A 16,372-nucleotide genomic window follows, 5' to 3' on the forward strand; every position below is an offset into this window, starting at 1 on the left:
ACCTGTGACCCAACAAATATAGCACAGCTTGCTCTGTTAGGCAACAAAGAAGACGGGCTCGCAGGATGTCCTATCTCCCTCGGATCACTGAAGCGCAACGTCACTGGAGCCGTACTGGCATCAAGACCAGTGAGCGACGGACCAAAGTAGATACTCGCATGGGGGCATCGTTCCCAGGGAATTCGATGATCTGGACATGGCCTTCGTTATTGAATGCCAGAAAACAGCTTGCGAGACCACCCTTCTGTTCGTACCTGGCGTAGGCACGCACCTGGGTCATTGGTGCTAGTCCCATGTGAAAAGATGCTGAGGTTCAAGGCTCTGGTAGTTTTAGATGGCAAAAGAGAGAAACCGTGCAGGCCTTTACTGACAGTAGAGTTGCTGTATTTGAGCAGGTACAGCGATTTTCTCGGTACTCGCAGAGAAGACGCAATCGCACCGATGGCAGTAGCAGAATTGCTCCCATTGGCACACCAGATATTGCCAGCGCGCCCTCTCCTGCCGTTGTAGCTCATGGCGGCGCTTATTCGCTTGACGGAAAAACACGTTGTGAGTCAGGAATGCGAGGAGCAGAGGAGGTCCGATAAGGATGCCAACTGCTTGCGCTCCACCTACGTCGTTGTGTAAGAAATCGCCAACATGTATGATCTCCAGAGGGCATGTGTGTACGTCTTAGAAAGGACTCGCTCATAGAATTCAGGCTGAGGCTTCTGTACTTGATAATCTTGAGCAAAAATCGTAAAAGCAAACAGACCCGGTAAGCCGCAGCATTCTGGGTAGGTGTTTCCATTGGTGGCAAGCCCGAGACGATAGGTATCTTTCAACAGAGAGAGCACATCGGGATACAACGTAATGGCAGCTTAGCACCCGATTGTTGGTGGAATCTCCTGGTCTGAGCTCGTTGACAGGACGGGCAATATATTATAGAATGGACACATGGGACTTAAACGAATGGACAACGTCGGCATCGTAGTGGAATCCCTCGACACCACTATCTCTTTTTTCGCTGAGCTCGGCCTCGAGCTCGAAGGGCGAGCTATGGTAGAAGGCGAGTGGGCAGGGAGCGTCACTGGACTGGGCGACCAGCGCGTAGAGATCGCCATGATGCGCACGCCAGATGGCCACAGCCGGCTCGAACTCTCGCGATTTATCACGCCTCCTGTGGTCGCCGATCACCGGAACGCCCCAGTTAACGCTCTCAGCTACCTACGTGTCATGTTTGCCGTGGACGATATTGACGATACGCTCGCCCGGCTCCGCAAGCACGGCGCAGAGCTTGTCAGCAGCGAAGTAGTCCAGTACCAAGACGCGTATCGGCTCTGCTACATCCGCGGACCTGAAGGACTTCTCATCGGGCTGGCCCAAGAACTCGGCTGAGTCGCAGCGGTTTCACGTGGATCGCGGCTGGACCAGCCGAGGCCATGAGCATAAAAGAAGAACAGCACATTGTTGCCGCTCGCCTGAACACAAAAATAGACCAAACGCTCCAGGCTTCGCAATCAGCACGACTATTCATGAATGCCACCAGACACCGTCGAGCGGCGAGAACGGGACACAGACACGCCAAGCGCAGCAGCACACGCGCTGCTACGCCTCTTACATACCAGGCCCGCCACATTTTCACACATGTTCCCACCACCACACCTGTCACACCTACTCATCAACGCGATGGCTCCAGACCCGCATCAAGCGCCAACGCACACAATAACGCATCACTGCGCCCATATCGATGAACTCTGCACCTTCCTCGACCCTGGCTCACGCCACCGATACGGCACCTACGGCACATGCCCCGACGCTTCGCACGTCGATCTACCCTTCACCTCTTCCCATCCCCCGCCGCTGCCTCAATTGCTGGCTTTCTCTTTTTCTTCATATTTGTTTGAGAAATCGTTCCTGATGAGGAGGTCACGCAGCACGACCGCATTGGTATGCTCGACATCGTGGGCGGCAAACACAAGAGTCAGTGATCCTTCTCTGAGCAGATCCCGCAGTGTGCAGAGGGCACTGTGTCCAACCCCAGACGCCAATTCAGCCTCGTAGCGGCGACGAAACTCCTCAAACTTTTCAGGATCATGCCCAAACCAGATGCGCAATTCATGACTTGGGGCGACCTCTTTGAGCCAGAGATCAATATGGGCGCGCTCTTTGGAGATCCCGCGTGGCCATAGGCGTTCCACAAGCACACGCGTCCCATCGCTCGCTGCTGGCTCGTCGTAGACACGTTTGAGCACGATAATAATAGGCTGCTTGCTCATCTCATTTCCTCCTCTGGGTTCCACTCAGAACGGTAAGGCAGCCAGATATACCTAGAGCCGAATGGCAACATTGGTGCGCAAAGCGTTGGAAACGAGGCACAGTTGCTCTGCCTTCTGTGCGGCTTGTTCAAATCCTGCTGCATCAAGCGTCAACTCGTACATCAGCGCATCACTGCGCTCATAATATTTACTATACACTCCTCCTCTCCCAGGCCCATCCCTCACTTGGGTCCGCTACTTCGCACTTTATCAGCCTCCGAGTAATATCGGAGGCTTCAATCCTCCGCTCCCTCGCTTGGGGAACGCTACGGAGCAAGAGATATCGAGCGGGATATGTAGTGCGCTTCTGAAGTACGCGCCTACATATCCCTCGCTTATATCTTGGTGGCGTGGGTCGCTCATACTTGTCTCTAAAACTAGATGAGCTATAAAATGGTACTAGTGTTTGTCTGAACGGGGACGTAGGATAAGCGGGAGGCCATGCCTGGGCTGGTAAGTCATCGCATAGCGGGGAGTTATGACTACCCCTGGCGCCAGCTCAACCTCGTAAGCGCGAACAATTGTCGCGATGAGGATTTGAGCGATAGTGAGAGACATTGGCTCGCCAATGCACATTCGCTGGCCTTTGCCGAACGGGTAATATGCGTGACGTACGCGAGCATCGAAGCGTTCTGGTGCGAAGCGATCTGGATCAAACGTCTCCGAGTTATCCCAGTAGCGAGGATCGCGGTGAGTCGCGTAAGGACTGAGGATGATCTGAGATCCGCCAGGTAGCTGGTATGGACCAAGTATATCGGTATCAACGGAACTACGGAAGAACATCGGGAAGGCCGGATAAAGACGGAATGCCTCGTCGATAACTTGTCGTGTGTAAGTAAGTTTAGGCAGGTCTTCGTATGTTGGTGGGCAATTACCAAGTACCTGATCGAGTTCTTCTCGCAATTTAGCGGCGACCTTGGGATGTTGGGAAAGGAGATACCAGGTCCAGGTTAAGCCGCTAGCGGTCGATTCATAGCCTGCCAGGAAGAGCGTAAATATCTCATCGCGTATCTGTCCATCGCTCATCCGCTCGCCAGTTTCTTCATCCTGGATGGACAGCAGCATGCCTAGGAGATCCTCATGTTCCACTGGATTGGCACGGCGCGTGGCAATGATGCTGTAGATTTCCTCATCAAGTGAAGTAATCGCCTGCTGATACGCGGTGGCTCCGGGTGTGGGAATCCAGCGTGGAAGGAAGAAGGTCCACACGCGTTCCGTCATGCCATGAAATACTTTGTTGGTCAGGTCTAATAGACGCGTTGAGCGCTCAGATTCGACGGTCGCGCCAAACAACGTATTCATGATTATTTCAATGTTTAGATGAATTGTTTCCGTCAGAATATCGATTGGTTCGCCACGCTCTATAGTTGGTGTCCACCGTTTGAGGCCATCGGCAACGACCTTATTGATGTGTTCTACCATATCCTGAATTCGCCGGGCGTGAAACGCTGGCTGCATGAGACGTCGTTGGCGTTTCCAGAAGTCGCCATTGCTGGTGAACAATCCATTGCCCAGAGCGAGCCGAATACCGTCCATCATGCTGCCTTTTATGTAGTTGGCCGCATTGGTTACCAGGATTTGTTGTACATAATCGGGGTGACTCACCAGATAAACCTTGATTGGACCGGCATTGAGGCGCACAAGCCCATCACCTTCGGCAGCCGCCTTCAAACAGAAACCACATGGATCTCTTGAGAGATACGGCAATACTCCGATCAAAGGAAAACCTGCGGGACCAGGAATGCGAATCGTGGGGGTGGTTGTGGACATTTTTGATGCTCCATCCATGATGCTAATGATGTGTTTATTGTTAGTGTTGGACGTACTTCCTTGATATGTTGAATATGAGCAATACACTCTGTAATGATATAAGAAAGTATACTATATATATTGAGAAGATACGATCTTTTTTGTAATTATGCATAATAATGAGGAATTCTAGGCTATTATACCAAAATTGGTATTCGCGTCAGGACCGTTTCTTTTTTCTGCACAAACGAAATTTACCGACCAAAGTTCAAATGAGGAGCAATTGAGAGATTCTCACCAATTCGCTCACGAGTGGGGCACTTAGCGAGAGGTCAGAACAACTATCTTGAACTGATCTCCTCACCTCGTGAGGGAGAAGGAGTTAGAGTGCTAACCCGATAAAGATTATTACTGGCACCTTTCATCACATTCTCACTTAACGCCCATTTAGCAGATTGTTAACAATATCGCTATACAATCAATCTGACAGGGAATTCCCCTGGACGCATAACAGGAGTATTTTCATGAAAAGGCACCCGCGCAAGATTATATCGATTCTGGCCGGCGTAGTGATAGTGGCGGCGTTGCTCGCTTCCTTCTATGCTACCCAGGCGGCAAATGCGGCCTCCTCAACTTCTACGAATCAAGATGATAGGTCGCTTACCTCGACCCCTATTAAACATGTGGTCGTTATCTTTCAGGAAAATGTCTCATTCGATCATTACTTTGGAACGTATCCCAACGCGACAAATCCGGCGGGGGAACCAGCGTTCCACGCTCGCCCAGGCACACCTTCCGTCAATGGCCTGACCCCAAGCCTGCTCACGAATAACCCCAACTCGGCCAACCCACAGCGCCTTGGGCTCGCTCAGAACATGACCTGCGATCAGGATCATGCCTACACTGATGAGCAAAAGGCGTATGATCATGGCCTAGTCGATAAGTTTGTCGAGTCGGCCAGCGGGAGCAAATGCTCAGATAAATCCATCGTGATGGACTACTACGATGGTAACACCGTGACCGCGCTGTGGAACTATGCGCAAAACTATGCGATGAGCGATAACTCATTTGATACGATCTTTGGCCCCTCAACCCCCGGCGCGTTGAATCTGATCGCAGGACAAACGCATGGCGCGACTCCTACCACACTGAGTGCACCTGGCTATCCAATGATTTCCAATGGTACTGTCCTCAACGATTTCGATCCATTGTATGATGATTGCTCCTCCGGAAGCGTCGGTGGGATGACTGGCAAGAACATTGGCGATCTGCTCAATGCCAAGAATACCACCTGGGGCTGGTTCGAGGGCGGCTTCCGTCCCACGACAACTACGAATAATAAGGCGATCTGTGGTTCGACGCATACCAACATGGGCAATGCGTCGGTTACAGACTACATCCCTCACCATGAACCCTTCCAGTATTATCAGTCGACCGCCAATCCCCATCACCTGCCCCCTACCTCGCCAGCGATGGTTGGTAAGACGGACCAGGCGAACCACCAGTATGACCTCAGCGATTTCTGGACTGCCATAAACAAGGGCAATATGCCAGCGGTCAGTTTTCTGAAAGCCTCAGCCTACCAGGATGGTCACGCTGGTTATTCTGATCCTCTGGATGAGCAGCGCTTCCTGGTCGATACCATCAACCGCTTACAGCGCACCCCCGAGTGGAGTAGTACTGCCGTGGTTATCTCGTACGATGACTCCGACGGTTGGTACGATCACGTAATGCCCCCAGTAATCAATCAGTCAAACGATCCCAATGATGCGCTCACCGGAACAGGAGCCTGCGGGACTGCGAAGGCTGGTGCTTATTCTGGTCGCTGTGGCTACGGTCCCCGCCTTCCACTGCTGGTTGTCTCGCCCTTTGCGAAAGAGAACTTCGTCGACCACTCGACCACGGATCAGACCTCCGTTCTCCGCTTCATTGAGGATAACTGGAACACAGGCCGTATCGGTGATCAATCGTTCGATGCTCTGGCAGGGAGTGTGAACAATATGTTCGACTTCTCTCGCCACGGCAACAACCGGAATCTCACGCTCGATCCCACGACAGGCGAGCCAGTTCATAGGTAATGCGGGTTTATCAGGCTGATAAACAAGGCTAATACGAAGGACCGACCCATGTATGTGGGTTGGTCTTTTCGCATAATATCTCAACTACTCCTACAACTGCAGGATACATCTTTCATGACAACACTCACAAAACGCGAAATTGGCATGCTATTCCTCATAGCATTGACGCTACTGGGAATGATCGGCATAGGAATATATAGCGGTTTTCAACGACTCGCGAGCGCGACACAGACACAGACTACGCCTCCTGCCAGGGTACACAGATACACGCTCTATGTGCGTAGCGCCTGGCTCACTATGCCCGATGGAAAGAAGATCTACACCTTTGGCTACACTGACGATCCTAAAGGACCTGCTAAGATTCCTGGACCTATGATTACGGCAGATGAAGGGGATCAGGTCATCATCACATTAAAGAATAACCAGGATCCTACTATGGGAGCGGGAAACGCCATGGGCGATGGGCATACCATTCATCTTCACGGCCTGGACGTTTCCAGCAAGTATGATGGCGACCCAATGACAGTGGGTGGCTCGATAAAACAGGGCTTCGACTACACCTATCAGTTTACGGCAAAGAATGCAGGAACCTACTGGTATCACTGCCACGAAGGAGCGCCAGAGCATATTCAGATGGGCATGTATGGCCCCATTGTTATCTATCCCCGTGGTACCCACAGCCAGGTTTACGCTGGAACGCCACGCTACGACAAAGAGTATACTTTCTTGCTCAGCGAGATGGATAGCAAGATGCATCAAGAGGACTATGACACTATCCACAATAGCATGGCAATGGCTCCCAACTGGGTCCAGTATCAGCCAGATTATTTTCTTATCAATGGTAAAGCCTGGCCCGATGTTATGAATGACCCCAGAAGCTACCGTTCTCCGAAACTTACCCATATATGGACAAGCCATACACAGTGTTCGATTCCTGCTTCAATGCAGAGAGCAAGCTTTTCGCTCGTCTTACATCTGCTCCACAGGCGTCACTTCCCGCAGAACTTGCGGTACGCCGTTTTCATTGTGCCAATGCTGCGAGATTGTTGGCGGCATTGGCATCTCGATCCTGCACGTTTCCACACTCCAGGCAAACAAAGACCCGATCCGACAGGGTGAGCGCCTCATTGACCCAGCCACACCACGAACAGGTTTTTGAGGAGGGCTCCCAGCGCGAGGCCAGCAGCACCTGCACCCCTGCCTGCTCGGCTTTGTAGAGGATCTGCCGCTTGAACTCGTACATGCCCACATCGGCGATGGCTCGGCTCAACCTCCGGTTCTTGAGCATGCCTGCAATATGCAAATCCTCTAAGACGATCACACGCGGCCTCTGGGCATCGGGCTTGGTTCTCGCCACGATCTGAGCGGTCGCTTGGTGCAAGGCATCTTTTCGTACGTTGGCGATCCGAGCATGCATCCGCGAGAGGCGCTGCTTGGCTTTCTGACGATTACGTGATCCTTTGGCCTTGCGGCTATGGCGTCGCGAGAGGCGCTTCAACGCCGTGATCTTCTTACGTAGCGCCCTGGGATTCTCGAACGTACGTCCATCCGAGAGGGTCGCCAGCCGCTTGATCCCCAGGTCAACTCCAATAACCTCACCAGTGGCTGGCTGGGGGTCTTTTGCATCCTCATGCACACAGATCGAGACAAACCACCTGCCTGCTTGCTCACGGATGGTGGCGCTACTGATCTTGCCGTTGAGAGGGAAATAGCCATGCTCTTTGAGTCGGAGCACTCCCAAACGAGGCAACTGGATGGCACCCACAGACACCCGAATACTCCCAGTGAAGCGGGCACCACCGATGGCTTTCTTCCGGCTTTTGAAGCGGGGATAGCCACATGAGCCTTTCCATGTGCCCTCCTTTTTGAGCCGGCACTTGCGAAAGAAGTGCTTGAAGGCAGCATCCAGGTCACGCAATCCTTCTTGGAAGGCGCACTTGCTGACCGCATACATCCAAGGCTCAGAGGGCTTGAGAGCATTGATCTCGCGATGCAAATCGATGGCGGTGGGCGTTTTCTGCCCTGCCTTGTAGGCTTCCTGTTTGCGGCGAAGACCATAATTGTACGCCCAGCGAGCCGCCCCGGCATGTTTGCGGCAGAGTGTCTTTTGCACGTTATTGAGATCAAGTTCTCCTCGGTAGCCACGTACCATCTTCTGCGCTTCTTCCTCTGTGGTGAATGTAGAACAAATATACCACAAAGTCGCTGATGTTTCAAGGGAAGGTATGTCCATGTTTGCCCTTTTTTGTCCCTATTCTTGAAAACAAATTATACCCTATGCCAATGTCAACACCTGATGTACGATAACCGGTAGTCTGATACTAGTTAGCAGCTTACAGAGAACGTGGCGAGAAAGCTCTGGTCATCGATACCAGGGAAAGATCAGCAAGCACTTTCTGTGTTGCTCCCATACGAAGATTCAAGTGCTACGAAGATACTGGTGAGGATATTCCTGCGACGCTGAGGAGGTAGCCACATACCGAGAGATGATGCACGCCGAGACACCCTATTCTCAGTTCTAAATTGTTTCTATCTCCATCGGAACAATAAAGATAGAACCATTGAAACGGGCTTGGTAAGCTCCATAATTGGTCAAGAGCCATGAAAAAATGTATCAAACTGGCGAAGATATGGACCAGCAGTGTCACTTTTGGTGAAAGCTCATCATTGTTGCTAAAAAGAAATTTCTCAGGTTATTCTAGAAAAGAAGCAGGTAACATTGGCCTACTTAAGGCGATTGAGCTTGAAAATGCGAATAAGAGTAAGAAGCATTGGAGACAATTTCTATGGTAGCATCCAGTCAACCACTGAAACTCTGGCCTTCCTGGAAAATCCCCTATACTTTTGCCTTAGATTGTCCCGATGATATACGACAAGGTGCGTTAGATGCGATACATGAAATAGAAACATACACTTGCGTTCGCTTCTGCGAAAAACGCTCGGAGAATAATCATATAGAAATTAGCACTCATAGCCACAATGGTAAATATACCTGGACACTTCATGGGACTCTGCCTGATGACGTAAGGACAAAAGCAGATCCTTCTCTCGCCTCTTACAAGAACCGTCTGTATTTTGCCTGGCGAGATGATCAAGCAAATGGCAACATGTATATTGGTTTTCTTGATGCTTTCCACAAATGGTCTGGTAAATTTCATATTCCTCATGATGCACGCACGATAAGCACACCAAAGCTGGCGGTTTTTGCGGACCAATTATATGTGTTCTGGCAAGGCGCAGGTGCGGGTTCCAATATTTGGTATGCGAGCACCGATGGCAACGGTCACTGGACTGCTCAGAAGCATAAAGATATATACACTCGCTCCTCACCAGCTGTCGTTGCGCACAATGATCAACTCCACCTCGTGTGGCAAGGATACGACAATCAGCTTCTCTACGCTCGTCTCGATGCCTACGATCACCTAGACGGCCCGTTTTCTATCTACAACTATAAAGTAGTAAGTGCTCCGGCTCTGGGTATTTTCAATGATCGTCTCTATCTGGCATGGCAAGAAGACTATCTCCTGAATAAAACGAGTAATCTCTGGTATGCCGATTTTGATGGAGCCCAATGGTCTGGAAAAGTACGCATTGCCGATTTCGGTGCCGGCGCCTCTCCCACTTTATGCGCTTATCAGCAAAGCCTTATCATGGCATGGCCATCATTTGTTCCTGACCGTTATTTTGTACAATATGCCTATTATACTGGTCAGCCTACACCTTAAGGTAAGTTACGGAACTTCGCCAATTTTGATACTGACCTCGTTTGAAGAGCGTCCTACGCCTTTGCGGGACGCCCTTTGGAAGGTGCAAATCGTGTTAACATCATGATAACGATAATTGCATCCACTACGTGTAGAACAATCAAAATGGTGATCGCCAGTGGCGTGATTCCAGGCCACATCCGGGTATCAGGATTGAGAAAGAGCAGGGCGTTGGGCACGCAAGACAACAAGAGCGCAATTAGTGCGATACACGTGAATATACGAGTTGGTTGCCTGGAAAAACGCGAGACCAACATGTAGATGAGCGCGCTGCCTCCGACAAGGACGATGGTAAAAGCACCGATTGAAGTTATCTTCAATGGGAGAAAGATCGGTGAGATAGGCCAGATTGCGAATGCCAGTGCCCGTATCACAAGGTTCGCAACCAGGGCCGCCACAACAGTTAACACGCCGACGATGAAGGTTCTCAAGTTCCCATTTACTTTTTTTTCATTTTGTGTGTTTTCTTGCATTCTTCTTTCCCTCGTATGAAAGTGCTCTCATAAAGAGTGATCTCCTGATGGATCGTTTATCACAAATTTTGCATCCCCTTCCAGCTTCAGCCAGGTGTTGAAGGCCATCAGATCAGGGTGCTGCTCGCGTAGCGCAGGAAGATCCATATCGTAGACTGCCTCATTCGCATATCTGAACACACGAGCAGCCTCCTCACTTTGCTGACGGATGGTCTCAAGCGGGATCTGGACGTAAGGATCATGCGCCCGGTTGCACGCGAAATGGCGGCGGCGATCTGAGGCGGTGTAAGCATATCTCCTGCGATCTCGATCATACGACCCAGGTAGACATCCGGGCGCTCGAACGCGAGCGCTGCAAATACGCCGATGTCATCCACAGCTATCAGCCGCATCATGCCATCAGGCTTGATCGCAATGGCAAACGTCCCATTCGACACGCCGAAGCTCGGGCCGATCACATCTTCCATAAAAGTGGCAGGACGAAGAATCGTTGCAGGTAGGTCAGATGCCTCAATATACTGCTCAATCTCCCATTTGGACATGGCCGCACTGCTGCCCGCGCGGGCCTGGCCTTCCGCACTTTGCATCGACGAATATATGAAATGTTGGATAGAAGCTTGCCGGGCTGCGTCGGCAACGTTCTTCCCCTGGCGAGCCTCCTGCTCATAGCCCTGGACACTGAAGACACCGTAGGCACCCTGCATAGCAGCCTCCAACGAATCACGATCTTCACTATCGCTCTGGATGATTTCAGCGCCAGCCTGCTGTAGCGCGCGTGCCGCAGGCTTGTTCGGGTCACGAGTGAGCGCCTTGACGCGCCAGCCTTTTGCCAGAAGATGACGAGCTGTTGCCCCACCCTGTCGGCCCGTTGCCCCAAGCACGATAATCGTTTCATTCAATAAAGTCATATCTCTTTCCTTTACTGACGTCCGTAGTACCGAATGTCAGGTTGAAATGCTCTTTTCTGTTCTCTCGCTTGTCAGGAGTATACTGGACCTCATACGATGAACGCAAATCATTGTTGTCATGATAATATGAGTGATTTTCATTAACAACAGGACGCTATCAGCTCTTATACGCCCACATTGACGCATGGAGAGCCCCTCAAGCTCTAGAACCCGCAATTGCTATTCGAAAATCCCTGTGCTTTTGACGTAAAAACAATGTTTAGAACAATAATATGCCATACCAGACGAGAAACAGTCATAAACATCGACACACTGATACCACCAGAGGAGCAACCTAATCGAACTTATTGAGAAAGACATACTATAAATCTCTTAATATAATGATTAGGGTATCAGATAATTCTATCCGCAAGAGGAGACTGTAATTGGCACCGCTGACAGGAGCTCAGAAAGCTCTTTATGGCGCGGTCACATTCCTCCAACCTGGTATGGTCAACATTGTCGATGGTAGAGTACTCCCGCCCGAAGAGATTTCTCTGAGAGATATACTTTATAGATAGAGGTGGATAAGCATTTCTCTCTAAGACATCTGGAGAAAGGAGAATCGTATGCAACTTGGATTAGTCGGTCTTGGGCGCATGGGCGGGTTTATGGCCAAACGCCTGCTTCACCATGGGCATACAGTGATTGGCATGGCTCGCCACGACAGTACTGTTCAGGGGGCGCTGCAGGAGGGAGCAATCACACAAGGAACGACCTCGCTGGCAGACCTTGTGGCGCAACTTGATGCCCCCAGAGCCATCTGGCTGATGGTCCCTGCCGCATCTGTCGATGCTACCCTGGCAGATCTGGTTCCCTTGCTCGCGCAGGATGATGTCGTGATCGATGGAGGCAATTCCTATTACCATGATGACATTCGTCGGGCCGCCGAGTTGAAGCAGAAAGGTATCCACTACCTTGATGTCGGCACAAGCGGCGGTGTCTGGGGGCTGGACCGTGGGTATTGTTTGATGATTGGAGGGGAAACAGAGGTGGTGGGGCGCCTTTCATCGATTTTTGAGGCGCTGGCCCCTGGCGTGGACGCTACCTCGCGCACACCGGGGCGGGAAAAAGTGGGAGGCACAGCAGAGAAAGGCTACCTGTATTGCGGGCCAACTGGCGCGGGCCACTTTGTGAAAATGGTGCATAACGGGATTGAGTATGGTATCATGGCTGCCTATGCTGAAGGGTTGAATGTGTTGCATCATGCGAACATTGGCAAGGACCAGCAACAGGTTGATGCCGAAACAGCGCCATTAAGCAATCCACAATATTATCAATATGATCTTAACTTGGCGGATGTTGCGGAAGTCTGGCGGCGAGGGAGCGTCATTGGTTCATGGCTTCTCGATCTGACGGCGAGCGCGCTGCTCAAAGATCCGGCCCTGTCCCAATTTGAAGGCCGTGTTTCTGATTCGGGCGAAGGCCGGTGGACGATCCATGCCTCGATCGATGAAGGAGTTCCCGCATATGTGCTAGCCGCCGCGCTCTATGAGCGCTTCGCTTCGCGTGGCGAGGCAGATTTCGCCAATAAGCTGATGTCGGCTATGCGTTTGGAATTCGGTGGTCATCTCGAAAAGGTGGAAGAAGGGTCCTGAACCCCTGAAAAGATGGGATGCACATGCTCATCTACAGCCCTGCACGAGAGCATCTTCGTTCATACACCCCTGGCACGCGCAATAATCTAAGAGGAACAGAGGCATGCCGAAGCATTCCTGGTGGCAACGACCCCACTGGCCCGAATACGGCTCAGAACTGCTGGGAACCGCATTTCTCGTCTTTATCGCGTTAAGTGTGGTCACCCTCACGTTCGGTTCATGTTCGCCGCTGGCAACGGCGCTTCCCAAAAGCAGCGCCCGTCGGCTCATTGCGGGACTGATCCTGGCAGCAAGCGGGCCGCTCGTGGCTATCTCGCCTCTGGGCAAGCTGAGCGGTGCCCATCTCAATCCAGCTCTCTCGCTGGCGTTCTGGCTGCAAGGCAAGATGCATCCACACGATCTTGCTGGTTACTTAGCGAGCCAATTGCTCGGAGCAGTGCTTGGAGCGGGTGTGGCCGTGCTGGTCTGGGGGGCGTGGGCGGCAAGTATCCAGAATGGCGTCACCGCTCCAGGGATGGGATATTCCATCTGGAGCGTTATGCTCATCGAGATGGGACTTACCTGCCTGTTGGTCCTGGCGATATTTCTCTTTCTCAGCAACCATCGCCTGATGCACTGGACCCCTTTCATGACCTGGCTTCTGATGGCGTTCATCTACTGGCTGGCAGCGCCTATCTCTGGCTCTAGCCTCAATCCTGCTCGCAGCTTCGGTCCCGCTCTGGTTTCCTGGTTCTGGCGCGACCAGTGGGTGTATTACCTCGCCTCTCCCCTCGGGGCGCTGTTGGCCGTCGGTTTCTTTCGATCGCTGAATCTGGTGGGCATCCACGATGTACTGACTGCCAAGCTGTTCCACGCTCCGCGCTATCGATGCATCTTCAAGCATGTCAAAGCGCCACAAATCAATACCAATCAAGATGGAAAATTGATCATACCGAGAGAGAGGACCTGAACATATGGAACAGAGACGGGGCACACCATGGACATGCTGATACAGAAGCGAGGCAGGATCTCTTCCATCAAAAACAGCCTGGCCCGTGAGCAGCTCATACGTTCTCCTCGGCTTTCTCGTCGCCGCTCTTGTTTGCTAGTTGAACAGATGCGGAGATAAGATAGAGGGAAGAATCATGGGTCATCTCGGTGCTCCAGGCTCTCTGCCCGCGTGGGAGGAAAGCTGGAAAACAATTTGAGGTGATCTCTAGAGTATATTTCCTGGTAAGGAGGCAATGATTTGCCATGATTTCTCACATACAACCCACGGATCTCGCGCTGTCAAGACGCGCGCGGCGGATGTTTGAGCCGTATCACACCATGATTTTCTTTGCACCGGAGGCGCGGCAGGCATTTCTTGATATCGGGCTAAAAGGCTACTGGATGAGCTATTTTGCCTCACGATCCGCACCACTTGGACCTGCCTCTGCAGCTGTCGTAACGGGTATCTTTTACCATTTCCATCCCGATATGGTTGCTCGCGCTCTCCCCGATGCATGGCGCATCGCTAGCCCGGAGCAGGTACTGGAGGTACGTCTCCAAGCTGCCGATGCAGCGCTGCGCCGTCTCCTCGGTGACCAGGTTGCGTCCGTTGAGATGGCGGAGGCGGCGGACCTGGCAAAAGAGGCGACACGCGGCTGCTCCGTCAATGGGCGAGCGCTCTTTGCAGGGTACTCACAACTGCCCTGGCCCAAGGAGCCACATCTTGTGCTCTGGCACGCCACGACGCTCCTGCGTGAGCATCGCTGGGATGGACACATGGCGACGCTGCTGACAGAGGGAGTCGATGGCTGCGAAGCTCACCTCACCTATGTTGGTACAGGCGAGGTGTCCAGAGCGACGATGCAGCCCCTACGCGGCTGGAGCGACGAGGAATGGGATGCAGCAGCCAAACGCTTGCAGCAGCGTGGCATGCTGGATGAGCATGGGCTTCTGACATCCGCTGGGAAACAGGTGCGCCAAGCGATAGAGGATCGTACCGATCTGCTGGCCCTGCCTCCCTGGCACTACCTGGGAAGAGAGCAATCCGAACGCCTGCTGGCTCTCGCCCAGCCCATCAGCCAGCGCATTATAGACCAGGGCGGCATCCCACACATCAATCCAATGGGTCTGTCAAGCTCTGGGTCCTGATTTCAGCTGGCGCTTTCTCTCAACACAAGCACCTTGCAATATCCTCACTCTTGTTCTTTAGCGCCTTTCATCGCAGGCCCCTGGAAGCCGCGCAGGACCAGGCCATCTGGTTCCCCAAAAGCGTGCGGCCAGTGCGTCTCCCAGGGCAATCGCATCTCATTTTTGGAACCGGCTCTACAGGCTGCATCACAACAAGGAGACTTTCAAAACCCTGCAGTGCAAATGCGTCCTACGAGCCGATTGAAAATTTAGATGCGATTGCCCTGGGCAAGAGCACCCTTCTACCCATGACTGCATCTCTCTAGAGTCTGTTATGAATAATAGATAACTTGGGGTATGGAAAGAATCGCTGTTTCCTCTCTCCACTCCACCTCACCACTCATGCTGAAATTGCATCACGTTAAATAGCAACTTTGCTCATGTCATATGAGTGTGTGACCGATAGCAAATACCCCATCAATTTCGAGACAAGCCTCATCAGACGACCAGGAAAAACACGCTAGAGGTGAATGTACTTGGGAACTCATGATTCATCGCCCATCATACGCCTTGACACGGAATCGTTCTTGTTGTTATAATGAACAAAATATCACAGATTGTTCAATGTGTTCACGGCAGGACGAGAGGAAGAAGCCAATGCCCGACCATGACGAACGAGAGGCTCAGATTCTCCGTGCGGCAACAGCCGTTATTATCCGTCAGGGATATGACAAGACCACGATGAGCGATATCGCCGATGAAGCTGGCGTCAGTCGAGGGACAGTCTACCTCTATTTCAAAGGAAAGGAGGAACTCTTTGAAGCCCTCCTGTATTGGGAATGGACGCAGTACTCCCAAATCTGGTTGGAAGCCATCGAGTCCGATCCACGCGGCGGCACCATTGGAGGGTTCTACCGAGCAATCTTTCATGCTGTGGGCAGCCGCCCCTTGATGGCCTCCATAATGCGACGGGATCGGCGTGTGCTTGGCAATTATCTGCGCAAGCCAGACAATCTAGTTGCCAGGATAAAGTCTGGTTCGACCTCCGTCGATTGGATCAAAGCGCTTCAGGCGGTAGGAGCGGCTCGCCAGGACCTTGATCCAGAGGTTACAGCGCACCTCATCGAAACGCTCTCGTATGGACAGTTAACGATAGCAGACTTTCAATCACCTGATCAGCTTCCACCCTTTCCTGTGGTCATGGAAGCACTTGCCGACATGATGGATCGCTGGCTGTTGCCAGAAGATGGAGGCAACAGCGAGGCAGGCAAGGATGTTATTCGCCAGATTGTTGCAGAAACGAAAGGACAAATGAAGCACATGAGGCTCTCTCACGGACAAACAAGAGACACAAAGGAAGGTGTTTAAG

16 protein-coding genes are annotated in these 16,372 nt (G+C 52.0%); 9 read left to right on the forward strand and 7 right to left on the reverse strand.

The window, feature by feature from the left end; all coding sequences use genetic code 11:
* Positions 1-100: 100 nt before the first annotated feature.
* Positions 101-295 (reverse strand): hypothetical protein, encoded by a 195-nt coding sequence (locus K3T82_RS28880; RefSeq protein WP_220196978.1) that lies wholly within the window; start codon positions 293-295, stop codon positions 101-103.
* A 641-nt stretch (positions 296-936) separates the two neighbouring features.
* Here K3T82_RS28880 and K3T82_RS28885 point away from each other — a divergent pair.
* Both K3T82_RS28885 and K3T82_RS28890 read left to right on the forward strand, forming a co-directional pair.
* Positions 937-1,377, forward strand: a complete 441-nt coding sequence (locus K3T82_RS28885) for a VOC family protein (protein WP_236031628.1) — start codon at positions 937-939, stop codon at positions 1,375-1,377.
* A 44-nt stretch (positions 1,378-1,421) separates the two neighbouring features.
* Positions 1,422-1,733, forward strand: coding sequence for a hypothetical protein (locus K3T82_RS28890; RefSeq protein WP_220196979.1), 312 nt, complete (start codon positions 1,422-1,424; stop codon positions 1,731-1,733).
* A gap of 114 nt (positions 1,734-1,847) precedes the next feature.
* Here the strand turns inward: K3T82_RS28890 and K3T82_RS28895 are convergent, their stop codons facing one another.
* The 3 genes from K3T82_RS28895 to K3T82_RS28905 all read right to left on the reverse strand — a co-directional run bounded on the left by K3T82_RS28895 (position 1,848) and on the right by K3T82_RS28905 (position 4,067).
* Entirely contained in the window at positions 1,848-2,258 is a 411-nt protein-coding gene (locus tag K3T82_RS28895; protein ID WP_220196980.1) for a DUF488 domain-containing protein, read from the reverse strand.
* A 51-nt stretch (positions 2,259-2,309) separates the two neighbouring features.
* Positions 2,310-2,456 carry a hypothetical protein gene (locus K3T82_RS28900; protein WP_220196981.1) on the reverse strand — a complete coding sequence of 49 codons (147 nt, stop codon included), beginning with the start codon at positions 2,454-2,456 and terminating at the stop codon, positions 2,310-2,312.
* Between the two features lie 240 nt (positions 2,457-2,696).
* The gene (locus K3T82_RS28905) at positions 2,697-4,067 is read right to left on the reverse strand and encodes a cytochrome P450 (protein WP_220196982.1); all 1,371 of its coding nucleotides are present in this window, start codon (positions 4,065-4,067) and stop codon (positions 2,697-2,699) included.
* 503 nt (positions 4,068-4,570) lie between these two features.
* Between K3T82_RS28905 and K3T82_RS28910 the strand changes: the two genes are divergently transcribed.
* Both K3T82_RS28910 and K3T82_RS28915 read left to right on the forward strand, forming a co-directional pair.
* On the forward strand, positions 4,571-6,124 hold the full coding sequence (locus K3T82_RS28910) for an alkaline phosphatase family protein (protein WP_220196983.1): 1,554 nt from the start codon (positions 4,571-4,573) through the stop codon (positions 6,122-6,124).
* Between the two features lie 114 nt (positions 6,125-6,238).
* Positions 6,239-7,243 carry a multicopper oxidase domain-containing protein gene (locus tag K3T82_RS28915; RefSeq protein ID WP_220196984.1) on the forward strand — a complete coding sequence of 335 codons (1,005 nt, stop codon included), beginning with the start codon at positions 6,239-6,241 and terminating at the stop codon, positions 7,241-7,243.
* Here K3T82_RS28915 and K3T82_RS28920 read toward each other — a convergent pair.
* Positions 7,146-8,357 carry an RNA-guided endonuclease InsQ/TnpB family protein gene (locus K3T82_RS28920; protein WP_236031629.1) on the reverse strand — a complete coding sequence of 404 codons (1,212 nt, stop codon included), beginning with the start codon at positions 8,355-8,357 and terminating at the stop codon, positions 7,146-7,148. The two genes, K3T82_RS28915 and K3T82_RS28920, sit on opposite strands and share 98 nt — an antisense overlap.
* A gap of 553 nt (positions 8,358-8,910) precedes the next feature.
* On the opposite strand from K3T82_RS28920, the gene K3T82_RS28925 reads away from it, so the two are divergent.
* Positions 8,911-9,849 (forward strand): M12 family metallopeptidase, encoded by a 939-nt coding sequence (locus K3T82_RS28925; RefSeq protein ID WP_220196985.1) that lies wholly within the window; start codon positions 8,911-8,913, stop codon positions 9,847-9,849.
* A 53-nt stretch (positions 9,850-9,902) separates the two neighbouring features.
* On the opposite strand, the gene K3T82_RS28930 is transcribed toward K3T82_RS28925, so the two are convergent.
* A complete protein-coding gene (locus K3T82_RS28930; protein WP_220196986.1) occupies positions 9,903-10,361 on the reverse strand; it encodes a DUF6069 family protein in 459 nt (152 codons plus the stop codon).
* Between the two features lie 107 nt (positions 10,362-10,468).
* Positions 10,469-11,269, reverse strand: a complete 801-nt coding sequence (locus K3T82_RS28935; RefSeq protein ID WP_220196987.1) for an NmrA/HSCARG family protein — start codon at positions 11,267-11,269, stop codon at positions 10,469-10,471.
* Positions 11,270-11,877: 608 nt separating this feature from the next.
* Here K3T82_RS28935 and gnd point away from each other — a divergent pair.
* The 4 genes from gnd (at position 11,878) to K3T82_RS28955 (ending at position 16,371) form a co-directional block, all read left to right on the forward strand.
* Positions 11,878-12,906: a phosphogluconate dehydrogenase (NAD(+)-dependent, decarboxylating) gene (gnd, locus tag K3T82_RS28940; RefSeq protein ID WP_220196988.1), complete on the forward strand. Its 1,029-nt coding sequence runs from the start codon at positions 11,878-11,880 to the stop codon at positions 12,904-12,906.
* Positions 12,907-13,009: 103 nt separating this feature from the next.
* Entirely contained in the window at positions 13,010-13,855 is an 846-nt protein-coding gene (locus K3T82_RS28945; RefSeq protein ID WP_220196989.1) for an MIP/aquaporin family protein, read from the forward strand.
* Between the two features lie 284 nt (positions 13,856-14,139).
* Positions 14,140-15,024, forward strand: a complete 885-nt coding sequence (locus K3T82_RS28950; RefSeq protein ID WP_220196990.1) for an SCO6745 family protein — start codon at positions 14,140-14,142, stop codon at positions 15,022-15,024.
* A gap of 636 nt (positions 15,025-15,660) precedes the next feature.
* A complete protein-coding gene (locus tag K3T82_RS28955; RefSeq protein WP_220196991.1) occupies positions 15,661-16,371 on the forward strand; it encodes a TetR/AcrR family transcriptional regulator in 711 nt (236 codons plus the stop codon).
* The last annotated feature ends 1 nt before the right edge of the window (position 16,372 follow it).

Source organism: Ktedonospora formicarum (assembly GCF_016587355.1).
GTDB lineage: Bacteria > Chloroflexota > Ktedonobacteria > Ktedonobacterales > Ktedonobacteraceae > Ktedonobacter > Ktedonobacter formicarum.